A 26433-nucleotide genomic window follows, 5' to 3' on the forward strand; every position below is an offset into this window, starting at 1 on the left:
CCGTCTCTTGACCACCACTGGAGCCGCCATGGCACCCCTTGTTTTCATCACCGGTGCATCGAGCGGCATCGGCCAGGCGCTGGCAGCTCGCTTTTACGAAGCCGGCTACAACCTCGCGCTGGTGGCCCGCCGCACCTCCGAGATCGAATCGTGGGCGCAAACCCGGCAACTGGCTACCGACCGCTTTCAGATCTATGGCGCGGACGTAGCGCAAACCGACAGCATCGTGGCGGCGGGCGCGGATTGCATCGCCTGTCAGGGCTTGCCCGACGTGGTGATCGCCAATGCCGGCATCAGTGTCGGGATCGACACCGCGGAGCGGGGCGATATCGACGTGCTGGCCCGCACTTTCGCAGTGAACAACATCGGTCTGGCAGCGACCTTTCATCCGTTCGTCGCCGCCATGGCGAAGCGCGGCAGCGGGCGCCTGGTTGGCATCGGCAGCGTCGCGTCGATTCGTGGGTTGCCGGGGCATGGCGCCTACTGCGCCAGCAAGTCCGGCGTCGTGGCGTATTGCGAAAGTCTGCGCGGCGAATTGCGACCGAGCGGCGTTAAGGTCGTCACGCTGTGCCCCGGCTATATCGACACGCCACTGACGCAAGGCAACCGCTACGGCATGCCCTTTTTGATGCAGGCCAGCGAGTTCGCGGACGCGGCCTTCAAGACGATCGAGTCCGGTACCAGCTACCGGGTCATTCCCTGGCAAATGGGCATGATCGCCAAGCTCATGCGCTTGGTGCCCAACGCGCTGTACGACCGGCTCGTGCAAGGACGCGGGCGGAAAAAGCGGCAGACGGAGCACTAACCATTCAAAAAGGCTCCCGAGGAGCCTTTTAGTTCTGAGCAACTTGCTGCTCAGTAGCCGCCGTTCCCACCGCCTCCGTAGCCGCCACCACTGCCACCGCCGCTGCTACCGCCACCACCGCTGCGGCCACCACCGCTGCGGCCACCACCGCCACCGCGTGGGCCAGCACCGTAAGGGCTGCGGAAACCACCATCGCCACCACCGCCGCCGCTTCGGCCACCGCCGTAGCCTCCTCCGCCACCACTTCCACCGCCGCCGCCATATCCACCACCACCGGCGTAGCCGCCACCGCTGCGCGGAGGACGGGCTTCCATCGGCCGGGCTTCATTGACGACGACGCTGCGGCCGCCGAGCGGTTGGCCGTTCATGCCGTTGATGGCTGCTTGCGCTTCCGCGTCACTGCCCATTTCGACGAAACCGAAGCCCTTGGAACGGCCGGTGTCCCGTTCCATCATCACCTTGGCGCTGGTCACCGCGCCGAACTGACCGAAAGCCTGCTCCAGATCACCGTCGCGGACCGAATACGGCAGATTGCCGACGTACAGTTTGTTGCCCATCGATGGACTCCTGATATCAACACAAACACAAAAGCGATGGAACCCTGAAGGCGTGACCCAACGAACCGTTGTGTCGCGCGTAGCTGGCCGATCACCGAATTCGCCGCCCCGGAAGTTAGCGGGAAGCATTTTTATTATGAGTGAAATCTCATAAATGCAACGAAGAATTTGTGTTTGTGTCTTGCGCTGCAAGATTGGTGAAGTCAGCGCCCGCTTACAACATAGGCGTTTAGCGTGTTGCATGGTGCGACCGCCCTGATAGCGACGGCGTTGCTATACTTCGCCGACGCGCCGATTTGCTTCCAGCTTGCGGGCGCTTAACAAATACTGCTAAAGACGGATGCCGGATCCGGCTCGTTTTTGGCGACGCCGAGTTCTCACATGATCGTTATTTCTCAGTCGATGTTCTTCACGGGGCCGCTTGCTCTGCGAAGCGGCGCGTCGATCAGCGATTACTCGCTTGCCTGGGAAAGCTACGGCAAGCTCAATGCCGACAAGAGCAACGCGGTGCTGGTGTGCCATGCGCTCAATGCCTCGCACCACGTCGCGGGCGTGTACGAAGGTCAGGAGAAGTCGGAAGGCTGGTGGGACAACATGATCGGCCCGGGCAAGCCACTCGACACCGATCGCTTCTTCGTCATCGGCGTCAACAACCTGGGCTCGTGCTTCGGCTCGACCGGTCCCATGCACACCGACCCGGCGACCGGCCGCATCTACGGCGCCGACTTCCCCGTGGTGACGGTCGAAGACTGGGTCGATGCGCAAGCTGCGTTGCTCGACCGACTTGGCATTCAGCGGCTCGCTGCCGTCATGGGCGGCAGCCTGGGCGGCATGCAGGCCTTGTCGTGGACCTTGCAATATCCGGAGCGCGTTGGTCATGCCGTCGTCATCGCCAGCGCGCCCAACCTCACGGCCGAGAACATCGCCTTCAACGAGGTCGCTCGCCGCGCCATCGTGACCGACCCGGACTTCAATGGCGGCCACTTCTATGAGCACGGCGTCATCCCGAAGCGCGGTTTGCGGATCGCGCGAATGATCGGCCATATCACCTACCTCAGTGACGACGTGATGAACGAGAAGTTCGGGCGAATGCTGCAGCCGCGGGCCCCCACGCTACCCGCCGCGCGTGGGTCGCTGCCCCCCGAGAGGGCGCTCGCGCCTCCGGGCGGCCCAGCGGCGCTCGGCGCCGTCAAAGGCGAGGCCAACCCGACGACTTATCGCTATTCGACGCAAGAGGTCGAATTCCAGATCGAAAGTTATTTGCGCTATCAGGGCGACAAGTTCAGCGAGTACTTCGACGCCAATACCTATTTGCTCATCACCCGCGCGTTGGACTACTTCGATCCGGCACGTGACCACGGCGGCAACTTGAGCCTTGCCTTGGCTCAGGCCACGGCCAAGTTCTTGTTGGTCAGCTTCAAGACCGACTGGCGCTTTTCGCCGGCCCGGAGCCGCGAGATGCTGAAGGCCTTGCTCGACAACCGTCGCAACGTGAGCTACGCCGAGATCGATGCGCCGCACGGCCACGATGCCTTCCTGCTCGACGATGTGCGCTACGTCGGCGTCGTGCACTCCTACTTCGAGCGCGTCGCAACCGAGCTGGGGTCGCCGGCATGAGCGAACCTCTGAGCAACCCATGAGCGATAGCGACACCCAACAACTGATCGCCCGTCTGGTGCCTCACGGCGCGCGCGTGCTCGACTTGGGCTGCGGCGACGGTGCCCTGCTCGACCTGTTGCAACGCGAGCGTGGTTGCAGCGGCTATGGCGTCGAGATCGCCGACGGCAACGTGCTCAAGTGCATTCGCCGCGGTGTCGATGTCATCCAGCTCAACCTCGATGAAGGCCTGGCGATGTTCGACGACGCCTCCTTCGATGTGGTGCTTCAGATCGACACGCTGCAACATCTGCGCAATGCCGAAGTGATGCTGCGCGAGACCGCGCGCGTCGGGCGTATCGGCATCGTCGCCTTCCCAAATTTCGCGCATTGGCCGAATCGCTTGAGCGTGGCGCGTGGCCGCATGCCTGTGACGCGACGCCTGCCGTATCAGTGGTACGACACGCCCAATATCCGCGTTGGCACCTTCAAGGATTTCGAGATGCTTGCCGGGAAGAACCAGCTGCGCGTGCTCGACTCTTTTGGCGTGCAGGAGGACCGTAAGGTACGCTGGATGCCCAATGCGCGCGCCAGCACGGCGGTGTTCAAGTTCGAGCGCGCCTGAGGCGACGCCGGCACGAAGACCAGCCACTGAACAACAACGAGACAGGAGTTTTGCCATGCCGAAATTCGCGGCCAATCTGAGTTTTCTCTACAACGAGCTTCCGTTTCTCGATCGCTTCGAAGCAGCGGCGAAAGATGGCTTCAAAGCGGTCGAGTACCTCTTCCCGTACGAGTGGCCAGAGGCCGATCTGGCAGTTCGATTGCGCGACAACGACCTGCAGCAAGTGCTCTTCAACGCGCCGCCGGGCGACTGGGATGGCGGCGAACGCGGCATCGCCTGCTTGCCCGGGCGCGAGGCTGATTTTCGCGCTGGCATCCACAAGGCCTTGGGTTATGCAAAGGCGCTGTCGTGCCCACGCATCCACGTGATGGCCGGCCTGGTACCCGAAGGCATCGAGCGCGATACCTTGCAGCCGACCTACATCGCCAACCTGCATTGGGCCGCGGTCGAGGCGGCGAAACAGGGCACTGGGTTGTTGATCGAGCCCATCAACACGCGCGACATACCGCGTTTCTTCTTGAACCGACAAGACCATGCGCACGAGATCATCGATGCGGTCGGCGCGCTCAATCTGCAAGTGCAGATGGACCTGTACCACTGCCAGATCGTCGAGGGCGACGTCGCGATGAAGTTGCGCAAGTACCTGCCGACCGGGCGCGTCGGGCATCTTCAGATCGCCAGCGTGCCCGAGCGCAACGAGCCTGATCAGGGCGAGCTCAACTACGCCTATCTGTTCGCGCTCATCGACGAGTTGTCGGCCAATGGTGGCTGGGACGGCTGGCTGGGTTGCGAATACCGGCCGCGCACCACGGCGCACGAAGGGCTTGGCTGGAAGACGTCGATGAAAGTCGTCCGCTGAACCGCATCGATAAAGGCATACGCATGAAGGTTTCTCTCTCGTCGAACTGATGACGGCGTTCACGCTCGCATCGCCGGTCTACAGCGAGATGTTCGTCAAGAAGAGCCGCTTCGTGGGATGCGTGCAGCCCATGCCGGTTCGCAAGGCGGCGTTGGCAGTGATGCAGCGGCTCGGCGACGTATCGCAAGGTCGTATCGGGTGGATCGATCGTGTCGAGGATTGAGCTCAGGGCACTACCCATCGGCCGCAGCATGCGGGCCAGGCGGCCGAGGCATTCGATGGCAATCCCACGCAGCCGAAAGTATGCAGCGCACGCCGGTCGTTTTATTCAGTTACTCAAAATTTGTCCAAGAAGCGCCGAACCGCCCGACTGCGTTCTTACGATAGGGGATCTTTCTAGAGGAGCTACCCTTGGCCACACAGTCCCCCTTCTTCGGCAAACGCACCGGCGACACCGATTCGCTCACTTCCCGTCCTGCTCCATTGGTCGGCACGCCGACCAATCTGTCGGGCAGCCCCGTGCATCCTTCGTCTCTCGTCAACGCGCAAGCCGCCAATGCCGCAGCCGGCGGCTCGCCGATGAAGGAAGGCGGCAGCAAGCTCACCGTCGGCCCCAACATCAAGCTCAAGGGCGTCGAGATCACCGATTGCGATACGCTGATCGTCGAAGGTCTGGTCGAGGCCACGATGGACTCGCGGGTGATGCAGATCGCCGAGCAGGGCGCCTTCAAGGGCTCTGCCGAGATCGACATTGCCGAGATCCATGGCCTGTTCGACGGCAACCTCACGGTGCGTGAGAAGCTCGTGATCCACGCCACTGGCAAGGTCACCGGCAAGGTTCGCTACAGCAAGATCGTGATCGAAGAAGGCGGCCAGCTGTCTGGCGAAATCAGCTTCGGTGCCTCGGGTGCCAAGAGCGTCGAGACCAACAAGCCGCTGCAATCGGCCTGATCCGGAACGCTTTCACGAGCGTTCTCAGGCGGCGGGCTTCCATCCCAGACGCTCCAACAAAGCACCTGCCGCGGCCGGTGCTTTTTCTTTGGCGCCGTTGATGAAATAGACGAACACGTCACTCCTCTTTTTGGCCGACGGCGCTGCCCATTTCTGCGCTCGCTCGGCCCATGCATCGAGTGCTTTTGGCGCGTAGCCGGTCTTCAGTTTCGCATCGCTCATCATGAGCCGTGCATAGGTGAACTCGCCCTCGGGTTGTTCGAATGAAGGGAACTTGTCGGAGTCGGTGAAGACCGTCGTCACCTTGTATCTTTTCGCGAGCTTTTGGTACTCGGGCACGATGAAGCTCGGATGCCGTACGTCCATCACGTGGCGCAACGCATGGCTGCCTTCCTTCTTCGGCAGAAGGGCGAGAAAGGCTTCGAAGTCTTCCGGATCGAATTGCTTGGTTGGCATGAACTGCCAGACGATGGGTCCAAGCTTTTTACCCAATTCGGTGAGGCCGCTGCCGATGAATCGCTCGATCGATTCGCCCGCGGTCGAAAGCAGCTTGCGGTTGGTTGCGTAGCGCGTGGCCTTGAGCGAAAAGACGAAGTCGTCCGGCGCCTCGTCGTGCCACTTCCTGAAGCTTTCGGGCTTCATGGTGCTGTAGTAGGTGCCGTTGACCTCGATGGCGGTCGTGTGCCGGCTGGCGTGGCCGAGCTCTTTGGCATGCGACAGGCCCTTGGGATAGAAGTTGTCGCGCCAGGGTTCGAAGGTCCAGCCGCCGATGCCGACCCGTATGTTCGAGATGGTTGGTTTCGAAGTTGCCATGGGGTTGCATGGTGCGTTCGGCCTTTCGCTTTCGTCAACCTCTCCAAGCGGCGCAGAATAATGTTTTGCCCCTGCTCACCTTCAGCGGAGACCCCACATGAATGCACCCCTGCACCGCGAAATTCCCACCGGCCTGCTCGACGCTGGCCGCGCCCTGTCCGATGTCACTGTCAAATGGGACACCGACATCGTCAAGCAACTGACCGACTACATCGAGATCCCGGCCAAGTCGCCTGGTTTCGACAAAGACTGGTCAGCGCATGGCTATCTCGACACGGTGCTGCGCAACGCAGCGAACTGGGTCGAAGCGCAGAAGGTCGAAGGCCTCAAGCTCGAGATCGTCCGGCTCGAAGGCCGCACGCCCGTGCTGTTCTTCGAGGTACCCGCAACCGGCACCACGATGACCGACACCGTGCTCATGTACGGCCACCTCGACAAGCAACCCGAGTTCACCGGCTGGCGCAACGACCTCGGCCCCTGGACGCCCAAGTATCTGGACGGTCTGTTGTATGGCCGCGGTGGTGCGGACGATGGCTACGCGGTGTACGCCAGCGTCGCCGCGCTGCAGGCCCTGAAGGCGCAAGGCGCGGCGCACCCACGCATCGTCGGCCTGATCGAAACCTGCGAAGAAAGCGGCTCGTACGACCTGCTGCCTTACGTCACCGCGCTGAAAGATCGGCTCGGCGAAGTCGGGCTGGTGATCTGCCTGGATTCCGGCGCCGGCAACTACGACCAGCTCTGGCTGACCACGTCGCTGCGCGGCATGGCCAGCGGCACGCTCAAGGTCGAAGTGCTGACCGAAGGCATCCACTCCGGCGATGCGTCGGGCCTGGTGCCGTCGAGCTTTCGGATCATGCGGCAGGTACTCGACCGGCTCGAAGACAGCGCCACCGGTCGCATGTTGCCGGCCAGCTTTCATTGCGAAGTGCCGGCAGACCGGCTGGCGCAAGCCAAGGCGACAGCCGCGATCCTCGGCGAAGAAGTCTACAAGCGCTTTCCATGGGCGCACTACGACTGCGGTGGCTCTACCGCCTTCGCCCTGCCGACCACCACCGACCCGCTCGAGGCGCTGCTCAATCGCACCTGGAAGCCGACCTTGAGCGTGACCGGGGCCGAAGGCTTTCCGGCGCTCAAAGATGCGGGCAACGTGCTGCGTCCCTACACCGCGTTCAAGCTGTCGCTGCGCCTCCCGCCACTGGTCGATGCCGGTGCGGCGGTTGCGGAAATGAAGGCGCTGCTCGAAGACAACGCGCCGTACCAGGCCAAGGTGACCTTCGAGCACGGTGGCGGCGCCACCGGCTGGAACGCACCTGCCATCACGCCGTGGTTCGAGCAGGCGCTCAACGCGGCGAGCCAGGCGCACTTCGGCGCGCCGTGCGGCTACATCGGGCAGGGCGGCACCATCCCGCTTATGAACATGCTGAGTGCGGGCTTTCCGACCGCGCAGATGATGGTGTGCGGCGTGCTCGGCCCCAAGAGCAACGCGCACGGGCCCAACGAGTTCCTGCATGTGCCGTATGCGAAGAAGCTGACGGCAGCCGTGGCCGAAGTCATCGCCGCATTGCCTGTGGCGCATGCCGCGCATGCGGCAGGTGCCACTGCGACCGCCTGATCGCAATAGACAAAAAAAAGAGCGCCCTCCCGAGCGCTCAACTTGCGATGAAACCTGCAGGCTTCTTTGCTAGCCCTTTTGAAGCAATCCGCTCAACGATGACAGCAAATCGTCGTGCTCGCCTAAGCCCTGAGCGGGTACTTGTCCGTGCGGCGTCAGATGGTCGATCAACTGCGGCAGCATGGTCGCCAGCAGAGGCAACAGCGTCGCCGCGTTGATGCCCAACTTGCTGGCGATGCTCGCCACGGTGTCATTGCCGAGCACGTCGTTGAGCTGACCGCCAGAGATCGGCACGTTGTCGCCTTTGCCGATCCACGAGCCGACGACATCGCCGAGGCCGGCTTGCTCGAACTTGGAGACCAGGCCGCCGAGTCCGCCTTGCGACCCGTTGTTGGCGAGCAGGCCGCCGAGTGCACCGGCCAAACCGCCGAGGTCACCGATCCCGCCTAGGCCGCCACCCATGGGCATGCCACCGGCAGGCATGCCGCCCTGCGGTGCCGACTGCGACTGCGGCAACCCGCCCAACACCTGACCGACTATCGAATCGAACAATCCCATGAGTTTCCCCTCGTGCGTGTGACAGAACTGCTGGCATTGTCGGTTGACGCGCGGAATAAAGGAAACTGTCTTTTCCCTACCGGGCGCGCCGTCTTGCTGCAATTACTTCGGCGCCGTTGCCTGACCGACGACAGCCGTCCGGGGCGGGCGCTTTGCCAGCAGTGGTTCGCTCACGCCTTGCACGCCGACCAGCCCGAGCACGGTGAAGAGCGAGTTCTGCGCACCCTTCCACGCATCGGTGACGTCGATCCATTCCGACAGCGCATGAAAGTTGCCGGTCTTTCCACCGCCGCCGATGACGATGGCGGGAATGCCGAGAGACATCGGCACATTGGCGTCGGTGCTGGCACCTGACATCAGCGTCTTGAGGCCGAAGGCGGTGTTCGATCGCACTGCTGCTTCGACGATGACCGAATCGCCCGGTGTGCGGCCACCCGGGCGATCGCCGATGAGCTTGGTCGATGCGGTCAACGTGTCGACGTTCCAGCGCTTGTTCTCCGCAACGACGGCTTCGTCGATAGCGGTCAGGATTTTCTTCTCGGTTTCGAGCAGCGGCGCCATTGCATCGGAGCGGATGTCGATCGCCATGCGCGCGTCGGGCGCAATGGTGTTGACCGAGGTGCCGCCGCCCACGGTGCCAACAGTGAAGGTCGTCCGCGGCACGCTCGGCGTCTGGATGTCGGCGATCTTGGCGATGGCGCGGCCCATGCCGTGGATGGCACTCGGCACCTGCCCGAAGGCGCCGTAGCTGTGCCCACCCGGACCTTTGAAGGTCACTTCATAGCGATGGCTTCCGGTGCCCAGCACGAGCACAGCACCATCGGGTGCCGGCTCGAGGCCGACCATGCCGTCGATGTCGCGATGCTCGGCAAAAATGTGCTTCATGCCGCGCAGGTTGCCGAGCTCTTCTTCGCCGACATTGCCGACGAAGAGCAGGTCGCCGACGGTCTGCACCTTGTTGTCGTTGAGTACCTTGAGCCACGACAGCAGCACCGACAGGCCGCGTACGTCGTCTGAAATACCGGGCGCGTAGAGCTTGCCGTCGCGCTCTTTCACCTTGACGTCGGTGCCAGCCGGAAACACCGTGTCGAGGTGCGCCGAGATCAACAGCTTGGGACCGTTACTGGTGCCTTTGCGCAGGCCGACGACGTTGCCTTCGCTGTCGATGCGTGCATCGGCGAGGCCGAGTGCTTTCATGCGTGCGAGATAAGCCTCGGCGCGCTTCTGCTCCTTGAAGGGCGGCGCTTCAATCTCGGTCAGCATCTTCAGGTCTTCGATCGAGCGGGTGTGGTCGGCTTGCACCGCTTCGAGCAACTGCTTGATGACCTGTGAGGCCATCAGTTGTTCGAACGCCTTGTCGACGGCGGGTGACACCTGCAGCGGCGTTGGCGCCACGGCATTGAAGCCTTGGGCGTGAAGCGCGCTCGAGCAAAGGAGCGCGATTGCGGAAGTGACAGAAGCGAGGCGACGAAGTTTGAGGGCAAGCATCGGAGGAACGGGCGGAACAGGGTTGAGGGGCCTAGCGGGCTTCGGATGCGTCGGACAACAACATCAATGCCGCCAGCGCAGCGGTTTCAGCGCGCAGTACGCGGGCACCGAGCGTGGCCGGCATGAAGTCGTGCCCAATTGCCTCTTGCTCTTCGCTGCCGCTCAGGCCGCCTTCGGGCCCGCTCAAGACCAGTGCGTCGCGGCCACCGATCGTCGGAAGCACGGCGTTCAAGGGACGCGTCCCGTCCGCCAGGCTGAGGACGAAGCGTGCCGGTGCATCCGCCGGCGCCACTTCTGAAGGCATCGAACCGAGCCACGCAGCGAACGACCGGACCGGATGGATCACCGGCACGCGGTTGCGTCCACATTGCTCGCACGAGGCGATGGCGATGGCTTCCCAATGCGCGCGCTTCTTGTCGGCACGTTCACCGGCCAGGCGCAGCACGCCGTGCGCCGTCATCAGCGGCTGGATGCTCGCGACGCCCAATTCGGTTGCCTTTTCGACCAGCCAGTCCATGCGCTCGTTGGCTGGCATGCCGACGACAAGATGCACGGCACGCGCTGCTTCGCGCTCGATCGAACGATGGTCGCCGACCATGACTGCAACATCGCTGCGGCCCATGCGCTCGACCGTCGCGTCGTACTCGCCGCCGACGCCGTCGAACAGCGTCAGCGCATCGCCAGGCTGCATGCGCAGCACCTGCACATGGCGCGCAGCGCCTGCTGGCAGGTCCAGTGATACACGGGCACTCAACGGTACCGAACAATGAAACCGTGGCATCTCAGACGCGGCCGTACGCGAAGCCGGACAAAGCCGTGTTGCCTTCGACTTCGTCGATCACGCGCAGCAGTGGCGTCAGTTCCATGTACCGGGCCGCAGTGGCGCGAATGTAGGCAATGAAGCGGGGCGTGTCGGCCAGGTACTTCGGCTTGCCGTCGCGCAAGGTGAGGCGCGCGAAGATGCCAGCGACCTTCAGGTGGCGTTGCAGACCCATCCACTCGACCGCACGATAGAAGGCGCCGAAGTCGGCATCGACCGGCAACTTGGCCTTGCGGGCGGCGGTCCAATAGCGCACGGTGACATCGAGCACGAACGCTTCATCCCAGCTCAGGAAAGCATCGCGCAACAAGCTGGCGATGTCATAGGTGATCGGGCCGTAGACCGCGTCCTGAAAGTCCAGGACACCAAGGCGCGTACCGCCCTTGATGTCATTGGCAGCACCGAGCAAGCCGCCTGCTGCACCGTCGCGAACCATCAGGTTGCGCGGCATGAAGTCGCGGTGCACATAGACGTTGGGCGAGGCCAGGTTGCTCTCGACGATGAGCTTGAAGCTGCGTTCCAGCCGCTCCTGCAACTTGCCGGTGACCGCCATGCCGCGGTGCTGCGTGATGTACCACTGCGGAAAAAGGGCAAGCTCGCGTTCGAGCAAGGCGCGGTCGTAGGGCGGCAGTGCGTCAGGGCGCGATGCGAGCTGCCAGCGGATCAGCGCGTCGATCGCCTCGTCGTATAGCGGCCGGCTGGCGTTGGCATTCGCCGGGTCGACGACGTCTAGCATCGTGCGGTGGCCCAGATCGTCGAGCAGCAGAAAGCCGTACCTTTGATCCCACTCGAGCACCGCGGGCGCTGTCACGCCGGCCTCGCGCATCAGGGCAGCGACCTTCACGAAGGGGGCGCTGTCTTCTTTTTCGGGCGGTGCATCCATCACGATGCGTGTCGTGCCGTCGGCAGTGTCGACCCTGAAATACCGGCGAAAGCTCGCATCGGCGGATGCGAGGCGGACGGTGTCCGGACGCAACCGTTGTGTTGTCACCAGGCTCGCCAGCCAGCCGTCGAAGGCCGCGGACCGAGCCGTGTCTGGCCAGACGATCGCATCGACAGCTTCGAAGGGCTGCGACGGTTGTACCGGGGTCGTGTTTTCAGGGGCGGGAGACGAGGAGGCTGTCATGGATAATCGATTCTACAAATCCGACTCGCAGCCGCGCAGCCGCGCAGCCGACCTCCCTGCAACCACCGGCCCAGTTGCGCCGTTTCCCGACGAACCCTTGCACCGTGCCGATGCCTGAAATGAAACGAGCCATGTGGCGTCGTCGCCGCGCGCCGCTGCCTCTGGCCGCGCTGTCACTTGCGTTGCTGCATGCGCACGGCGCGCTGGCGCAGGATGCGCCCGCCGTCGATCCGCCGCTCATGCTCAAGCGCACGCCGCAGCTCACCGAAACATTGCCGCCAGCCGAGCGGGGCCAGCTCCCGAGCTTTGTCGATGGCGACAAGCTTTCGGGCCGACCCGATCTTGAAACGATCGTCGAAGGCCATGCCTCGATGCGACGGGGCGACACCGTCATCAACGCCGACCGCCTCGAGTACTACCAGCCGGACGATCTGGCCAAGGCTCGTGGCAATGTTCGCGTGAATCAGGCGGGCAATGTCTACGAGGGCCCCGAGCTCGAGTTGAAGCTCGAAACCTTCGAGGGTTTTTTCAACAACGTGCGTTATCGATTCCTCGCCACGGGTGCCCATGGCGACGCCGAGCGAATCGATTTCGTCGACAGCAACGTGTCGGTCGCTCGCCAGGCGACATACACCACGTGTCGGCGCGAGGACTATCCCGGCTGGATGCCGGCCTGGCTCCTAACCGCGGCAACGCTCACCACCGACTCCGAAGAAAACGTCGGCGTGGCGACCGATGCTCGGCTTAGCTTCATGGGCATCAGCACGCCGGCGCTGCCGTCCATGAGCTTCCCGCTCAACAACGATCGCAAGACCGGCTTCCTGCCGCCGACGGTGGGCATCAGCAGCGTCAACGGAATCGACATCACGGCGCCGTATTACTGGAACATCGCGCCCAACCGGGATGCGACCTTCTATCCGGACCTGATGAGCAAGCGCGGCGTCAATCTGGGCAGCGAATTTCGATACCTCGAGGACAAGTACTCCGGCCAAATCCGCTTCGACTACATGCCGACGGACGAGCTGCGCGATCGCAAGCGCTGGGGTCTTTGGACGCACCATGAGCAAACCTTCGATCCCAAGCCTTTCGGGCTCGATTCGCTCGGCATGGTGTTCAACATCAACCGCGTGAGCGACGACAACTATTGGCGCGATTTCACGCGCACTCCGTCGCTGACCTCGCGTCTGCTGGCGACCAATGGCGCGCTCAACTGGAGCAAGGACGACTGGAGCGGCGCTTTCGGCGCGACCAAGTACCAGACGCTGCAGTACGACGCCTCGACCATCACGCCCCCGTACGATCGACTGCCGCAGATCACCGCCAACTATGCCAAGTATGACTGGCACGGCTTGGACATCAAACTGGCGACCGACTACACGCGCTTCAGGGCCGATCCGTCGGTGCAGCTGCAGCCCAACGGCGACCGCGTGTTCGCCGAGGGCGAGATCAGCCGGCCGCTCTTGTCTTCGGGCGGTTTCATCATCCCCAAGCTCAAGCTGCACACCGCCAGCTACCAGCTCGACTCAGCGCTGGCCAACGGCTCGACCAGCGCGTCAAGTACGGTGCCGACCTTCAGCCTCGACAGCGGCCTCATCTTTGAGCGCGATGCCAATTTCTTCGGGCGCGCCTTCCGCCAGACGCTGGAACCGCGCGCTTATTACGTCTACACGCCGTACCGCAACCAGAGCAATTTGCCGATCTACGACAGTGCGTCCAACGACTTCAACTTTGCGACGGTCTACACCGAGAACGAGTTTTCAGGGCACGACCGGGTGTCGGCCACCAATGCGCTCACGGTCGGCCTGACCACGCGCCTGTACGACGCCGACACCGGTGCAGAGGCCGCGCGCTTCGGAATCGCACAGCGGTATCGCATCCGGGACCAGGACGTGACGCTGCCCGCCACCGGATCGACTGCTGCGTCTGTCGCCTCGCCGGCCGGGGTGAGCGATCTGCTGCTGGGCGCCCAGATCAACTGGACGTCGAAATGGAGCCTGGACACGACGTTCCAGTACAACGCCGACACGCACCGTTCGGTGCGCACCGCGGTCACGGCACGCTACAGCCCGGAGCAGTATCACAACCTCACTGCGTCATACCGCTTCCAGGCGCCGACGACGGCCGGCGGTAGCGACGGCAACAAGTCGATCGACGTCGGCTTTCAGTGGCCGCTGAACGACCTGTGGGGCGACAAGGGCAAAGACCTGGGGCCGGGGCGCGGTGCGGGTGGTGGGCGCTGGTATGCGGTCGGCCGCCTTAACTACAGCATCCAGGACAAGACCTTGACCGATGGCGTGCTCGGCTTCGAATACGACGGCTGCTGCTGGATCGGCCGCGTGGTGCTGGAACGTTTGAGCACCGGCCAAGTCTCAGCGGGTACGCGGCTCATGTTCCAGCTCGAGTTCGTCGGTTTTGCCAGTGTGGGCACCAGCCCGCTGCGCACGCTGACGCAAAACATTCAGCGTTATCAGCCCTTGCGCGCGCCCTATCCCGGCGCGAGCCGCTTCACCAATTACGACTGAGCCATCTGCCAGGACATCTGCCATGAACCACATCCGATCCACCCTTACTCTGGCCTGTTTTGCGACATTGGTCGTTACGTCCAGCGCACAGGCGCAAGGCTTTCGCCCAAGCGGTCGCGGCATCACCGACATCATGCGTACCGGCCCGCGTGTGGCTCCCGCACCGGGTGCGGCAGCACCTGCAGCGACGGCGTCCGGCCCGGCCGTGCAGCGCTCGGCGGAGTACATCGTGGCGCTGGTCAATTCGGAGCCGATCACCAACACCGAAGTGCAGTCGCGGATGTCTCGCGTGTTGAAAGAAAACGCTGAGGCCGAGCGCGTGCCGCGAGCTGAACTTGCGCGCCTGGTGCTGGAGCGGCTTGTCCTGGAGCGTGCGCAATTGCAGCTCGCGAAAGAGACACGAGTCAACGTCGACGATGTCGCGATCGAGCAGGCCGAGCAGACCGTGGCGCGCCAGAACCAGCTCAGCCTGAGCGAGTTGCGCGCCCGCGTCCAGGCCGATGGCATCACGCTCGACGAGTTCCGTAGCGACCTGCGCAATCAGCTGACGCTGACGCGCCTGCGCGACCGGGAAGTCGACAACAAGCTGAAGATCACCGACCTGGATGTCGACCAGTACCTGCGCGAGCAAAAGCTGAGCCCGAAAGCGAATGCACCCGATATCAATCTGGCTCAGGTCCTGGTCGCGGTGCCGGACGGTGCCAGCGCGGCGGATGTCGCCAAGGCACAGCAAAAGGCACAGGGCATTGCGCAGCGTGCCAAGGCGGGCGAAGACTTCGCCAAACTGGCACGCGACCTGTCGGATTCTCCGGAACGCGTGAATGGCGGCGCCATCGGCTTGCGCAGCGCCGACAAATACCCGCCGTTGTTCGTCGAGGCGACGCAATCGGTCGCGGTCAACGGCATTGCCGGGCCAGTTCGTTCGGGCGCTGGTTTTCATGTGATCAAGGTGCTTGCCAAGGGCGAGGCCGGGTCGGCCGAAGGCGTGGTCACGCAAACGCAAGTGCGCCACATCCTGCTGCGCAGCGACCCCAAGGTCCCAACGGCTGACGCGGTGGCCAAACTGGCCGAGTACAAGCGCCGCATCCAGAGCGGATCGGCTGATTTCGCGACCTTGGCGCGCGACAACTCACAAGATGGCAGCGCGAAGGACGGCGGCGAGCTGGGCTGGTCGCGACCGGGTCAGTTCGTGCCCGAGTTCGAAGAAGCGATGGATCGGTTGGCACCCGGCCAGATCAGCGACCCGCTGGTCTCGCGTTTTGGGGTGCACCTTATCCAGGTCGAGGGGCGTCGCGAATCCAAGCTCAGCCAGGCCGAGCAGCGTGAAACGGCGCGTGCCGAGTTGCGTGAGAAGAAGGCTGACGAAGCATTCGAAACCTGGGCGCAAGAAGTCCGTGCCCGCGCGTACGTCGAGTACCGCGAACCGCCGCAAAGTTGATGTGAAGCACATCCCGCGCAAGCGCTTCGGCCAGCACTTTCTGACCGACGGCGGGATCATCGATGCGATCGTGCACGAGATCGCGCCGCAGCCGGGTGACGCCATGGTCGAGATCGGCCCAGGTCTCGCTGCACTCACGCAGCCGCTGGTCGAGCGTCTCGGTCGTCTTACCGTGATCGAGCTCGATCGCGACCTGGCAGTGAGGTTGCGCGCTCATGGTCAGCTCGACGTCATCGAGTCGGATGTGTTGAAGGTCGATTTCGGTGCTTTGGCCGATCGCTTGGCGGTGCCGCCGGCAACGGGGCTTCGCGTGGTCGGCAACCTGCCGTACAACATCTCGACGCCGATCCTGTTTCACTTGCTTGATTCGGCGCATCGGGTGGTTGACCAGCACTTCATGCTGCAAAAGGAAGTGATCGATCGCATGGTCGCCAAGCCGGCAACGTCCGACTACAGCCGCCTGAGCGTGATGCTGCAGTGGCGCTACGAAATGGCCAACGTGCTGTTCGTACCGCCCGAGAGCTTCGATCCGCCGCCACGCGTCGACAGCGCCATCGTGCGCATGGTGCCGCTGGCCATTCCGCCGGCAGTCGATGTCAAGCGGCTCGGAGAGATCGTCCAGGTGGCCTTCAGCCAGCGTCGGAAAATCATGCGCCACACATTGGGCAAATGGCTGGAGACGCATGGCTTCGAAGGCGAGTTCGATGCGCAGCGCCGCGCTGAAGAAGTATCCGTCGCGGAATACGTGGCTTTAGCCCAGGCGGTGCCACCAAACTGCGCGACGAAAGTCACACAATGAGAAAAGCCCGCATTGCGGGCTTTTCTCTTGCTGCCTCTATGGCCGCCTTCAGGCAGCAGAAAGCCAATAGTTGGAGTTGAATGGGCTGCTCATGCGCAGCGCCAGTGGCGACACATCGACAAGTTTGTCGGTCGGCATCTTTTCCGCTGCGGGGTCGACGGTGAGGTCGATGCCCGAGAGCACGTCGGTGCCCTGCGAAGCCTCTTTCGCCCGTTCTGCTTGGCTGGTGTGTGCAGAACGGGCTACAGAAAAGAATAAAAGCACCTGAAGGGTATCTTTCGATCCCCCCAGTAGTCCGAGGCGTCCCGGAAGATATCGAGCAGTTGCTCGCGTGCTTCCTTGTCGAACTTGGCGTTGGCCGGAATCTGCTCGAGCACGATGATGAAACCGGGCTGCGGGCCCGATTTATGCAACGGATCTGTCATGCAGTCGTACAGCGCGTCGAAATTCTTCCCAAAATGCGCCGGGAAGGTGAACTGCTGGGCAATCAGGTCGAGCACGTCCTGCTTGGTCTGGGCGTTGCCCAGATTCGCATAGAGAAAGTGCTGGCCCGCCGCGTGCGCTGCTTCCTGCAGATCGTTGACGCGGAATGCGCGAATCGACTGCACGATGTTCGGTCGCACGGAACGAAGGGATAAGGTCATCTCCGTTGGTCTTTCCATAGTTGTCGTCAACATGTCTTCTTTCGTCATGACGCTTCGAGGCGTCGCTCCCCTCAACAGTTCATCGTTCATGCGGTCTTCATGGGACGATGCGCCGGAAACTTGCATAGTGGTCTGCCGTGTACCAGCAGGTGTCGGGCGTCCTGCGCTCGCCTGCGCAGACGATTCGTCTGGCGCCGCGATCACGCGACCCCGGGGTTTCGACCGTGTATTCGCGGTAGTTTCCGCGACGGGCTGTGGGTAACTGGCGTTCTCGGTTGCCGAAAACCATGCCGTCTTTGTCGTGAGCAAACGGGCCACCGTTCAAAATTGATTCGTAAGTTCGCTGACCCTGCGTCGGCAGTTCGGTCAGTGCAATCGATTCCTTCGCGGATTGACCAGCTGGGCGACTGAACCAGTCGCGGGCTTCGACATCAGATGTTCCCGTCGCCAACGCCGCCAGCAACAAGCCGGTGAACGCAAACTTCGAGGCAAAAAACGTGATCGAGGCCATTGACTGGACAGTGACCGCCAGGGGCACCAGAGGGAAAAGAGCGGGAGTTGAATTGGTGGATTAACCTTGGGGTTAACCCGAAAATTCAAGCCCGCCAGTGTGCACCAGCTCGGCACAAATAGCAAGTACCCTGCTCAAAGATTGAGCAGGGTACAAAGACTGCAGTGCGCCGCTAAGTTGGCGCCCGCTTTCGGTGCAGCGCCTTATCTTTCGACGTTGGCGTCGGCGACTGTCAGCGCCGTCATGTTGACGATGCGGCGCACCGTCGCGCTCGCCGTCAGAATATGCACAGGTTTGGCCGCACCCAGCAGGACCGGGCCGATGGCGATGTTGCCGCCTGCTGCCGTTTTAAGCAGGTTGTATGAAATGTTGGCTGCGTCGATGTTGGGGAACACCAGCAGATTGGCATTTCCCGCCAACGCGCTGTGGGGCATGACAGCGTCGCGCTGTTTGCCGTCCAGGGCCACGTCGCCGTGCATTTCGCCGTCGACTTCAAGCCAGGGCGCTTGCACGCGCAGCAGCGCGAGTGTTTTGCGCATCTTGAGGGCGCTGGGCTCGTTGCTGGTGCCGAAGTTCGAATGCGACAGCAGCGCGGCCTTGGGCTTGAGCCCGAAGCGCAGCATTTCCTCCGCCGCCATGGTCGTAATTTCGGCCAGTTCTTCCGGGCTCGGGTCGTAGTTGACGTGCGTGTCGACGAGGAACACCTGGCGATCCGGCAGCAGCAGGCCGTTCATGCAGGCATAGACCGGCACGTCCTGCGGCGTGCTCTCGCATCCGCCAGGTCGCTTGCCGATCACCTGGTCGATGTAATGCAGATGCGTGTGCGTCGTGCCCCAAGTGCCGCAGATCAGGCCATCGACCTCACCTTTGTGCAGCAGCATCGCGCCGATCAACGTCAGTCGGCGGCGCATCTCGATCTTCGCGGTTTGCACCGTCGTGCCTTCGCGCTCGGTCATGCGGTGATAGGTCTGCCAGAAGTCGCGGTAGCGGTGGTCTTGCTCGACGTTGACGATGTCGTAGTCGAGCTCTTCCTTCAGTCGCAACCCGAACTTCTCGATGCGTTGCGCGATGATCGACGGCCGGCCGATGAGCGTCGGCCGCGCCAAGCCTTCGTCGACCACGATCTGTACGGCGCGCAACACGCGCTCCTCTTCACCCTCCGAAAATGCCACGCGCTTTTTCGTCGCGCGCTTGGCGGCGTCGAAGATCGGCTTCATCGTCGTGCCCGACGCGTAGACGAAGCTTTGCAACTTGTCGCGGTAGGCGTCCATGTCCTTGATGGGGCGCGACGCGACGCCGCTGTCGGCCGCAGCTTGCGCCACGGCCGGTGCGATCTTCATCATCAGCCGCGGATCGAAGGGCTTGGGGATCAGGTACTCGGGGCCGAAGCTGAGCTTCTCGCCAACGTACGCTGCGGCCACGCGTTCGCTCTGCTCGGCTTGCGCCAGCTCGGCGATCGCGCGCACTGCGGCAATTTCCATCTCGTCGGTGATCGTCGTCGCGCCGCAGTCGAGCGCGCCACGAAAGATGTACGGGAAGCACAGGACGTTGTTGACCTGGTTCGGGTAGTCGGTGCGGCCGGTCGCCATGATCAGGTCGTCGCGCACCGCATGCGCGTCCTCAGGTGCGATCTCGGGGTTGGGATTGGCCAGCGCGAAGATCACCGGGCGGGGCGCCATCTTGGCGACCATCGCCGGCTTCAGCACGCCGCCTGCAGAGAGGCCCAGAAACACGTCCGCGCCTTCGATCACGTCCGACAGCGAGCGCGCTTCGGTGTTCTGCATGTACTGGCGCTTGTCGTCGTCCATCAGCTCGGTGCGGCCTTCGTAGACGACGCCCGCAAGGTCGGTCACGTAGACGTTCTCGCGCTTCAGGCCGACCTTGAGCAGCAAGTTCAAGCAGGCGAGCGCGGCGGCACCGGCGCCTGACGTGACGAGCTTGACCTGCCCGATGTCTTTGCCCGCGACCTTGAGGCCGTTGAGCATTGCGGCGGCAACCGTGATCGCGGTGCCGTGCTGGTCGTCGTGGAACACCGGGATCTTCATCCGCTTGCGCAGCTCGCGCTCGACGTAGAAGCAGTCGGGTGCCTTGATGTCTTCGAGGTTGATGGCGCCAAAGGTCGGCTCCAGCGACGCGATGATCTCGACCAGCTTGGCAGGGTCTTTCTCGTCGATCTCGATGTCGAACACGTCGACGCCTGCGAACTTCTTGAAGAGTACGCCCTTGCCCTCCATCACCGGCTTGGAAGCCAGCGCGCCGATGTCGCCGAGCCCGAGCACAGCGGTGCCGTTGGTGATCACGCCGACCAGGTTGCCGCGCGAGGTGTACTTGAAGGCGTTGAGTGGGTCTTTGACGATCTCTTCGCAAGGGGCGGCGACGCCTGGCGAATACGCCAGCGACAGGTCGCGCTGGTTGACCATTTGCTTGGTCGCCGCGATGGCGATCTTGCCGGGCACCGGGAACTCGTGATACTCCAGCGCGGCGCGCCGCAGCTCGGCGCGTTTGTCCTCGGCAGAAGGCGCGGACGGGGTGGCGGGGGTCGATTCGAACATGGGCCTGGGCTCCTTGGGCTGCGCTGCAATCGCGCTTCTTCTGGGGGCGCCGATTGTAGACCCCGACCCCGCCGGACATAGGCCGCATGGCAGAGCCGAGCACGCCCGAAATCCGTGTGGCCGTGCGGGGCAATGTGGCAATATCCCCAGGTCAAAAATCACCCCGGCATATTCCGGACGAGGAGCGACCATGGCGCTGATGGATTTCATCAAGAAACAGTTCATCGACATCATCCAGTGGGCCGAGACCGGCGATGGCACGCTGGCCTGGCGCTTCCCGATGGCGGAGATGGAAATCCAGAACGGCGGCTCGCTTACCGTGCGCGAATCGCAGATCGCACTGTTCGTGAACGAGGGCAAGGTCGCCGACGTCTTCGGGCCCGGCATGTACAAGCTCACCACGCAGACGCTGCCGGTGCTCACGTACCTGAAGAACTGGGACAAGCTCTTCGAGTCGCCATTCAAAAGCGACGTCTACTTTTTCAGCACGCGCCAGCAGATCGACCAGAAGTGGGGAACGCCGCAGCCCATCACGATCCGCGACAAGGACTTCGGCGCGGTGCGTGTGCGAGCCTTTGGCAACTACAGCTATCGGATTGCCGACCCCAAGCTGTTTTATAACGAGATTTCGGGCACGCGCGACATCTATAGCGTGACCGATCTAGATGGCCAGTTGCGCGGCATCGTGCTGCAGAACATCAGCAACGCTATCGCCTCCAGCGGCGTGCCGTTTCTCGACCTGGCGGCCAACCAGATCAGCTTTGCGCAAGCGTTGGCCGCGCAACTCGTGCCCGAGTTCGAGAAGATCGGCATCAAGCTCGAGAACATCACGGTGCAGAACGTGTCGCTGCCGGAAGAGCTGCAGAAGATCCTCGACCAGAAGATCGGCATGGGCATGGTCGGCAACGACATGGGAAAGTTCATGCAGTACCAGACCGCGCAGGCGATTCCGAAGTTTGCCGAGGGCTCGGCCAGCGGCGGTGGCATCGCGGGCGACGCGATGGGCCTGGGGGCCGGTGTGGCGCTCGGTCAGGTGATGGCGCAGAACCTGGCGCAGGGCCTGAATCCGAACAACAACGCCACAGCCGCCGCGAGCGCTGCCGCAGCGGCTGCGCAATCGTCGATCGCGGTCGTCAGCCCCGCCGATGTCATGACCACGCTCGAAAAGCTCGGCGAGCTCAAGACCAAGGGCATCCTCACGCAGGAAGAGTTCGACGCCAAGAAGGCCGACCTGCTCAAGAAGCTTGTCTAGACCCGCGACATGGTCCTGACAGCGCCCCCATGGCGCGTGTGCCGTGGCTGACGATACCGGCAGCCAGCGCTACTACCGCGCGCCGTGTCCCGGCTGCGGCGCGCCGGTCGAATTCCGGTCGGCGCAGTCGACGTTCGCCGTTTGCGCTTATTGCCAGAGCACTGTCGTGCGACAGGGCGAAACGCTGGCGCGCATCGGCAAAATGGCCGAGCTGTTCGACGACTTCAGCCCGCTGCAGCTCTTTTCCGCGGGCCGCATCCAGGACAAGCCCTTCACGCTGGTCGGTCGTCTGCAGTACGCCTACGAAGGCGGCCGCTGGACCGAGTGGATCGCGCAACTCGACGGCGACCGCACGGGCACGCTCAGCGAAGACAACGGCGCCCACGTCTTCACGCTGCCGTACGAACTGAAACAGCCGGCGCCGTCGGCCGGAGCATTGGTCGTCGGCGCGACCACCGCGTTCAACGGCCAGAACTACACCGTCGCGTCGAACCAGCAAGTGACGCTGGTGTCGGCGCAAGGCGAGCTGCCGAAGCTGCCCGATCTCGGCAAACCGTTCGCGATGGTCGAGCTGCGCAACGACCAGGGCCTGGTGCTGAGTCTGGACTACGGCAGCATGCCGCCCGCGGCCAGCCTGGGTCGGTCTGTGTTGCTCGACGACCTGAAGCTCACCGGCTTGCGGGACGAGTCGGGCAAGGAAGAAAAAGGCCGCGGCTTCAATTGCCCGAACTGCGGCGCGCCGGTCACCGTCAACTTCGCCGACAGCAAGACCATCACCTGCCGCGCGTGCAACAGCATCATCGACCTGACGCAGGGGATCGGCGGTGAACTGAAGCACGCCGAGCAAGCCGAGCCGGTGCGCCCGCTCATCGCGCTCGGTGCACTCGGGCAGCTGCAAGGCGCGTCGTGGCAGGTGGTTGGGTTTCAGCATCGAATGGGGCAGGAGCCCGGCGACGACGAGATGTTCGGCTGGGACGAATACCTGCTCTACAACAAGAAGCGTGGCTTCAGCTTTCTGGTCGACGCGACCGACGGCTGGAGCATGGTGCAGCCGACCACCGGCGCGCCCACCATGGCCGAAAGCGGTTCCGCTGCCACGTACATGGGCAAGCGCTTTCAGCAGCAGTACGCCTACAACGCCGAGACGACCTATGTGGCGGGCGAGTTCTACTGGAAGGTCGAGCGTGGACAAAAGACTTTCAACCGCGACTTCGCGGCCGGCGCCACGCTGCTGTCGATGGAACGCTCGGCCAACGAGCTGACATGGTCGTCCGGTGGCAAGCTCGACAGCGCGACGGTGGCCAGCGCGTTCAAGCTCGACGCGAAGAAGGACATGTTTAAGCGCGGCGACGTGCTGCCGGTGAGTGCTGCGTTGGGATCTGGCCTGGGCTGCGGCACCATCATCCTGATCGGTGTGGTGATCGTTGTTCTGTTGATCATCCTGAGCACTTGCAGCAGCTCGTCGGGCGGCTCACGCAGCTCGGGCGGCTCATACGGCGGTTTTTCGAGTGGTGGTGGCCACAAATGACACCCATTTTTTCCGGAAGTCCTCATCATGGGATTTGAATATTTGAAGCCGGGCGTGATCCTGTCGTCGCTGGTCTTCGCGCTGATCGGCGTGCTGATCTTCTGGCTGTGCTTTTTGATCATCGACAAGCTCACGCCCTACGACCTCTGGCACGAGATCGTCGAGAAGCACAACGTGGCCTTGGGGCTGGTGGTTGCCGCCATGAGCCTGGGCATCTGCATCATCGTTGCCGCTGCGATTCATTGACGGACAGTGCGTTGAACGGGCCTCGCTCGACTGGCCCGCAGCCCGTCGAAATCGCGCTGCTCGCCAGCGTCTTCGTCGTCGCGGCCTGCGGGCTGGTGTACGAGCTGAGCGCAGCAGCGCTGAGTTCCTACCTGCTGGGCGACTCGGTGCTGCAGTTCAGCACCATCATCGGCACCTATCTGTTTGCCATGGGCGTGGGCTCGTGGCTCTCGCGCTATTTCGATCGGCAGTTGCCCGCGCACTTTCTGCGCATCGAACTGCTGGTGGCGGTCGTCGGCGGCTCGTTGCCGGCCATCCTCTTTCTCGCCAACGCGTACCTGCCGGGTTCGTTTCGACTGCTGCTCTACGGGCTCGTGATGATTGTCGGCACGCTGGTCGGGCTGGAGATTCCGCTGGTCATGCGCATCCTTCGGCGCAACGTGCTGCTGAAAGATCTGGTGTCGCAGGTGCTGACCTTCGACTACCTCGGCGCATTGGCTGTGTCGATCGCTTTTCCGCTGTTGCTGGTGCCGCAGCTCGGCATGATCCGCACCGGCCTGCTGTTCGGCTTCATGAATGCGGCGGTGGCCGTGTGGGCGCTCTGGCTGTTCCGCCATGAGCTGCGCGGCATCGGTGCGCATGCAACGGCTTGTGCATTGGCGCTGATCGCGATCGGCACAGCCTTCGTGTTCGCCAACCACATCACGACGCTCGCCGAAGACAAGTTCTATCAAGACCGCATCGTGTTCAGCGACACGTCACCGTACCAGCGCATCGTCGTCACGCGCGGCCTGCTGGGGCATCGCCTGTTCCTGAACGGCAATCTGCAATTCGCCGAGCGCGACGAGTACCGTTATCACGAGGCGTTGGTGCATCCGGTGATGGCGGCGCAAGGTGCACCCAAGCGAGTCGCAGTCTTGGGCGGCGGCGACGGCATGGCCGTGCGCGAAATACTCAAATACCCGTCGGTCGAACAGGTGACATTGGTCGAGCTCGACCCGAACATGACCAAGCTCTTCACCGACCATGAAACGCTGGCCGCACTCAACGGCGGTTCGCTGAAATCGCCCAAGGTGAAGATCGTCAACACCGATGCCTTCCAATGGCTGCAGCAGCCGGGAGACATGTTCGATGTCATCGTCGTCGACTTCCCGGACCCGACCAACTTCGCGATCGGCAAGCTGTACACGAACAGCTTCTACGCGCTGCTCGAAAAGCGGCTTTCTGCGAGCGGCTATGCAGTGATCCAGACCACGTCCCCGCTGGTTGCGCGCAAGAGTTTCTGGACCGTCGCGACGACCATCGAATCGGTTGGGCTCACTGCCACGCCGTATCACGTGCATGTGCCTAGCTTTGGCGAATGGGGTTTCATCATTGCGAGCCGGCGGCCGTGGCGCGCACCCGATACGTTGCCTGGCGGCTTGCGCTTTCTGTCGGCGGCGACCTTGCCGCTGATGTTCGACTTTCCACTCGACATGGCACGCGTGCCGACCGAGGTCAATCGACTGTCGAATCAGATCCTGGTTACCACCTACGAAAGCGAGTGGGGCAAGGTGGTCGCGCATTGAAACGCCGGGATTTCATCGCTGCGACGGCGGGTGCGCTGACGCTCGCGGGCTGCGCCGCGCCGCTGTCGATCGAGGGCGGCTTCACCGGCATCGACGTGGCACGGGGCCATGCGCTGCGCGATGGCGCGCTGAAGAATGCGGCGCCGACAACGGTGCGCCGCACGCGCGTGGTGATCGCTGGCGGCGGCGTGGCGGGCCTGGCCGCCGCGCGCGCACTGCGACTTTCCGGCATCGATGACTTCGTGCTGCTCGAACTCGAAGACAGCGCTGGCGGCAACAGCCGCGGCGGCATGGTGGAAGGCATCGCCTGCCCACTCGGTGCCCACTACCTGCCGGTGCCCGGCGATGACGCGAGCGAAGTGCAAGACCTGCTCGAAGAACTCGGCCTGCGCAAGCGCGTGAGTGGCCGTTGGGAATACGACGAGCGCAACTTGTGCCACAGCCCACAGGAGCGGCTGTTCTTTCAAGGCGAGTGGCAAGAAGGCCTGCTGCCGGTGCATGGCGTGACCGAGTCGACGCTCGCGCAGTACAGACTCTTTGCTTCACGCGTCGAAGCGTTGCAGCGCAAGACGCGGTTCGCCATCCCCATGGCAAAGATCGCAGCGACGCCCGAGATGCTGGCGCTCGATGCGGTCAGCTTCGCGGCATGGCTCGACCCCGAAGGCCTCGTTGACGCGCATCTGCGCTGGTACCTCGACTATTGCTGCCGCGACGACTACGGCGCTGGCCTCGCACACGTCTCGGCCTGGGCTGGCATCCATTACTTCGCGAGTCGACATGGCTTCCATGCGCCAGGCGACGACAGCGGAGAACGCGACGCTGTGTTGACATGGCCCGAAGGCAATGCCTGGCTCGCGCGTCGTTTGGTCGCGCCACTCGGCGACCGGATCAAAGTGGCACATGCTGTCACGCGCATTGCCGAATCGCGATCCGGCGTCGAGGTCGATGCATTCGATGCCGCGACGAAAACGATGGTGCGCTGGGAGGCCGAACGTTGCATCGTCGCGTTGCCGGTTTTCATCGCGGCACGTGTGGTCGAGAACCCGCCTGCCGTTCTTCGCAACGCAGCGGCGAACGTGCGCTATGCGCCGTGGCTCGTCGCCAACATGCACCTGCGCGCGCCGTTGGCGGACAACGGCCACGGGGCCGCGCCAAGCTGGGATAACCTCGTCTACGGCACGCCCGGCCTGGGCTACGTCGACGCGCGCCATCAAACGCTGGACCCGACACCGGCACCGACCGTGCTGAGCTGGTACCGGCCGCTGGGCCCTAGCGCGAGCGATACCGACGACGGTCGAAAGCTGCTGCTCGAGCGGCCGTGGTCCGGGTGGCGCGACGACTTGCTGACGGAGTTGTCGGTGCCCCATCCCGATTTGCCGGCGCTCACGACGCGCATCGACATCACGCGCTACGGGCATGCCATGGCAATGCCGACGCCGGGGCTGCTGACCCAATTGGGTGCCGCGCAAAGAAGAGAACGCATCGTGAGCGGCCGACTGGCCTTCGCGCACGCGGACTGGTCGGGCTATTCGATCTTCGAAGAGGCTTTCACGCGCGGTCACTTCGCAGGACTCGACTCTTGAA

The 26433-nt window shown here is 63.3% G+C and carries 25 protein-coding genes; 15 read left to right on the forward strand and 10 right to left on the reverse strand.

What is annotated here, in order from left to right; translation table 11 throughout:
• Positions 1 to 28 precede the first annotated feature (28 nt).
• The gene (locus RCH10_RS00930) at positions 29 to 805 is read left to right on the forward strand and encodes an SDR family oxidoreductase (protein WP_409050890.1); all 777 of its coding nucleotides are present in this window, start codon (positions 29 to 31) and stop codon (positions 803 to 805) included.
• A gap of 50 nt (positions 806 to 855) precedes the next feature.
• Here RCH10_RS00930 and RCH10_RS00935 read toward each other — a convergent pair whose 3' ends face one another.
• Entirely contained in the window at positions 856 to 1362 is a 507-nt protein-coding gene (locus RCH10_RS00935; RefSeq protein ID WP_409050891.1) for an RNA recognition motif domain-containing protein, read from the reverse strand.
• Positions 1363 to 1743: 381 nt separating this feature from the next.
• Here RCH10_RS00935 and RCH10_RS00940 point away from each other — a divergent pair, with 381 nt between their 5' ends.
• The 5 genes from RCH10_RS00940 (at position 1744) to RCH10_RS00960 (ending at position 5393) form a co-directional block, all read left to right on the forward strand.
• A complete protein-coding gene (locus RCH10_RS00940; RefSeq protein ID WP_409050892.1) occupies positions 1744 to 2979 on the forward strand; it encodes a homoserine O-acetyltransferase in 1236 nt (411 codons plus the stop codon).
• A gap of 19 nt (positions 2980 to 2998) precedes the next feature.
• Positions 2999 to 3583, forward strand: coding sequence for a methionine biosynthesis protein MetW (metW, locus tag RCH10_RS00945; protein WP_409050893.1), 585 nt, complete (start codon positions 2999 to 3001; stop codon positions 3581 to 3583).
• Positions 3584 to 3638: 55 nt separating this feature from the next.
• Positions 3639 to 4442, forward strand: a complete 804-nt coding sequence (otnI, locus tag RCH10_RS00950; RefSeq protein ID WP_409050894.1) for a 2-oxo-tetronate isomerase — start codon at positions 3639 to 3641, stop codon at positions 4440 to 4442.
• Between the two features lie 49 nt (positions 4443 to 4491).
• On the forward strand, positions 4492 to 4665 hold the full coding sequence (locus RCH10_RS00955) for a hypothetical protein (RefSeq protein WP_409050895.1): 174 nt from the start codon (positions 4492 to 4494) through the stop codon (positions 4663 to 4665).
• Between the two features lie 188 nt (positions 4666 to 4853).
• Positions 4854 to 5393 carry a polymer-forming cytoskeletal protein gene (locus RCH10_RS00960; protein WP_187053727.1) on the forward strand — a complete coding sequence of 180 codons (540 nt, stop codon included), beginning with the start codon at positions 4854 to 4856 and terminating at the stop codon, positions 5391 to 5393.
• 24 nt (positions 5394 to 5417) lie between these two features.
• On the opposite strand, the gene RCH10_RS00965 is transcribed toward RCH10_RS00960, so the two are convergent.
• Entirely contained in the window at positions 5418 to 6206 is a 789-nt protein-coding gene (locus tag RCH10_RS00965; protein WP_409050896.1) for a DUF72 domain-containing protein, read from the reverse strand.
• A gap of 97 nt (positions 6207 to 6303) precedes the next feature.
• Here RCH10_RS00965 and RCH10_RS00970 point away from each other — a divergent pair, with 97 nt between their 5' ends.
• Positions 6304 to 7818, forward strand: coding sequence for a M20 family metallopeptidase (locus RCH10_RS00970; RefSeq protein ID WP_323496742.1), 1515 nt, complete (start codon positions 6304 to 6306; stop codon positions 7816 to 7818).
• A gap of 69 nt (positions 7819 to 7887) precedes the next feature.
• Here the strand turns inward: RCH10_RS00970 and RCH10_RS00975 are convergent, their stop codons facing one another.
• From RCH10_RS00975 to RCH10_RS00990, 4 genes are all read right to left on the reverse strand, one after another.
• A complete protein-coding gene (locus tag RCH10_RS00975; RefSeq protein ID WP_409050897.1) occupies positions 7888 to 8376 on the reverse strand; it encodes a YidB family protein in 489 nt (162 codons plus the stop codon).
• A 102-nt stretch (positions 8377 to 8478) separates the two neighbouring features.
• The gene (locus RCH10_RS00980; protein ID WP_409050898.1) at positions 8479 to 9864 is read right to left on the reverse strand and encodes a M20/M25/M40 family metallo-hydrolase; all 1386 of its coding nucleotides are present in this window, start codon (positions 9862 to 9864) and stop codon (positions 8479 to 8481) included.
• A 31-nt stretch (positions 9865 to 9895) separates the two neighbouring features.
• Positions 9896 to 10645, reverse strand: a complete 750-nt coding sequence (locus RCH10_RS00985; RefSeq protein WP_323500391.1) for a 16S rRNA (uracil(1498)-N(3))-methyltransferase — start codon at positions 10643 to 10645, stop codon at positions 9896 to 9898.
• Between the two features lies 1 nt (position 10646).
• Positions 10647 to 11810 (reverse strand): aminoglycoside phosphotransferase family protein, encoded by a 1164-nt coding sequence (locus RCH10_RS00990; protein WP_409050899.1) that lies wholly within the window; start codon positions 11808 to 11810, stop codon positions 10647 to 10649.
• Between the two features lie 119 nt (positions 11811 to 11929).
• On the opposite strand from RCH10_RS00990, the gene RCH10_RS00995 reads away from it, so the two are divergent.
• Genes RCH10_RS00995 through rsmA form a run of 3 tightly spaced genes read left to right on the forward strand, consistent with a single transcriptional unit; the run spans position 11930 to position 16569 of the window.
• The gene (locus RCH10_RS00995; protein WP_409050900.1) at positions 11930 to 14332 is read left to right on the forward strand and encodes an LPS-assembly protein LptD; all 2403 of its coding nucleotides are present in this window, start codon (positions 11930 to 11932) and stop codon (positions 14330 to 14332) included.
• A 22-nt stretch (positions 14333 to 14354) separates the two neighbouring features.
• Complete coding sequence (locus tag RCH10_RS01000) at positions 14355 to 15770, forward strand: peptidylprolyl isomerase (RefSeq protein ID WP_409050901.1); 1416 nt, start codon at positions 14355 to 14357, stop codon at positions 15768 to 15770.
• A 1-nt stretch (position 15771) separates the two neighbouring features.
• On the forward strand, positions 15772 to 16569 hold the full coding sequence (gene rsmA, locus RCH10_RS01005; RefSeq protein WP_409050902.1) for a 16S rRNA (adenine(1518)-N(6)/adenine(1519)-N(6))-dimethyltransferase RsmA: 798 nt from the start codon (positions 15772 to 15774) through the stop codon (positions 16567 to 16569).
• Positions 16570 to 16617: 48 nt separating this feature from the next.
• Here rsmA and RCH10_RS01010 read toward each other — a convergent pair whose 3' ends face one another.
• The 4 genes from RCH10_RS01010 to RCH10_RS01025 all read right to left on the reverse strand — a co-directional run bounded on the left by RCH10_RS01010 (position 16618) and on the right by RCH10_RS01025 (position 20276).
• Positions 16618 to 16833: a hypothetical protein gene (locus RCH10_RS01010; RefSeq protein WP_409050903.1), complete on the reverse strand. Its 216-nt coding sequence runs from the start codon at positions 16831 to 16833 to the stop codon at positions 16618 to 16620.
• Positions 16812 to 17246 carry a barstar family protein gene (locus RCH10_RS01015; RefSeq protein ID WP_261802611.1) on the reverse strand — a complete coding sequence of 145 codons (435 nt, stop codon included), beginning with the start codon at positions 17244 to 17246 and terminating at the stop codon, positions 16812 to 16814. Before RCH10_RS01015 ends, RCH10_RS01010 begins: the two co-directional genes overlap by 22 nt.
• A 64-nt stretch (positions 17247 to 17310) precedes the next feature.
• On the reverse strand, positions 17311 to 17724 hold the full coding sequence (locus tag RCH10_RS01020) for a ribonuclease domain-containing protein (RefSeq protein WP_409050904.1): 414 nt from the start codon (positions 17722 to 17724) through the stop codon (positions 17311 to 17313).
• 203 nt (positions 17725 to 17927) lie between these two features.
• Entirely contained in the window at positions 17928 to 20276 is a 2349-nt protein-coding gene (locus RCH10_RS01025) for an NADP-dependent malic enzyme (protein WP_323496734.1), read from the reverse strand.
• Positions 20277 to 20466: 190 nt separating this feature from the next.
• Between RCH10_RS01025 and RCH10_RS01030 the strand changes: the two genes are divergently transcribed.
• The 5 genes from RCH10_RS01030 to RCH10_RS01050 are packed head-to-tail and all read left to right on the forward strand — an operon-like array spanning position 20467 to position 26432.
• Positions 20467 to 21528, forward strand: a complete 1062-nt coding sequence (locus tag RCH10_RS01030) for an SPFH domain-containing protein (RefSeq protein ID WP_409050905.1) — start codon at positions 20467 to 20469, stop codon at positions 21526 to 21528.
• A gap of 43 nt (positions 21529 to 21571) precedes the next feature.
• On the forward strand, positions 21572 to 23056 hold the full coding sequence (locus RCH10_RS01035) for a DUF4178 domain-containing protein (RefSeq protein WP_409050906.1): 1485 nt from the start codon (positions 21572 to 21574) through the stop codon (positions 23054 to 23056).
• A gap of 27 nt (positions 23057 to 23083) precedes the next feature.
• Entirely contained in the window at positions 23084 to 23302 is a 219-nt protein-coding gene (locus tag RCH10_RS01040) for a DUF350 domain-containing protein (RefSeq protein WP_187053712.1), read from the forward strand.
• A gap of 11 nt (positions 23303 to 23313) precedes the next feature.
• Positions 23314 to 24849 (forward strand): polyamine aminopropyltransferase, encoded by a 1536-nt coding sequence (locus tag RCH10_RS01045; protein WP_409050907.1) that lies wholly within the window; start codon positions 23314 to 23316, stop codon positions 24847 to 24849.
• Positions 24846 to 26432, forward strand: coding sequence for an FAD-dependent oxidoreductase (locus RCH10_RS01050; protein WP_409050908.1), 1587 nt, complete (start codon positions 24846 to 24848; stop codon positions 26430 to 26432). The genes RCH10_RS01045 and RCH10_RS01050 overlap by 4 nt, the downstream gene beginning before the upstream one ends.
• Position 26433: the final 1 nt, after the last annotated feature.

The organism is Variovorax sp. GrIS 2.14 (genome assembly GCF_046115955.1).
Taxonomy (GTDB): Bacteria; Pseudomonadota; Gammaproteobacteria; order Burkholderiales; family Burkholderiaceae_C; genus Variovorax.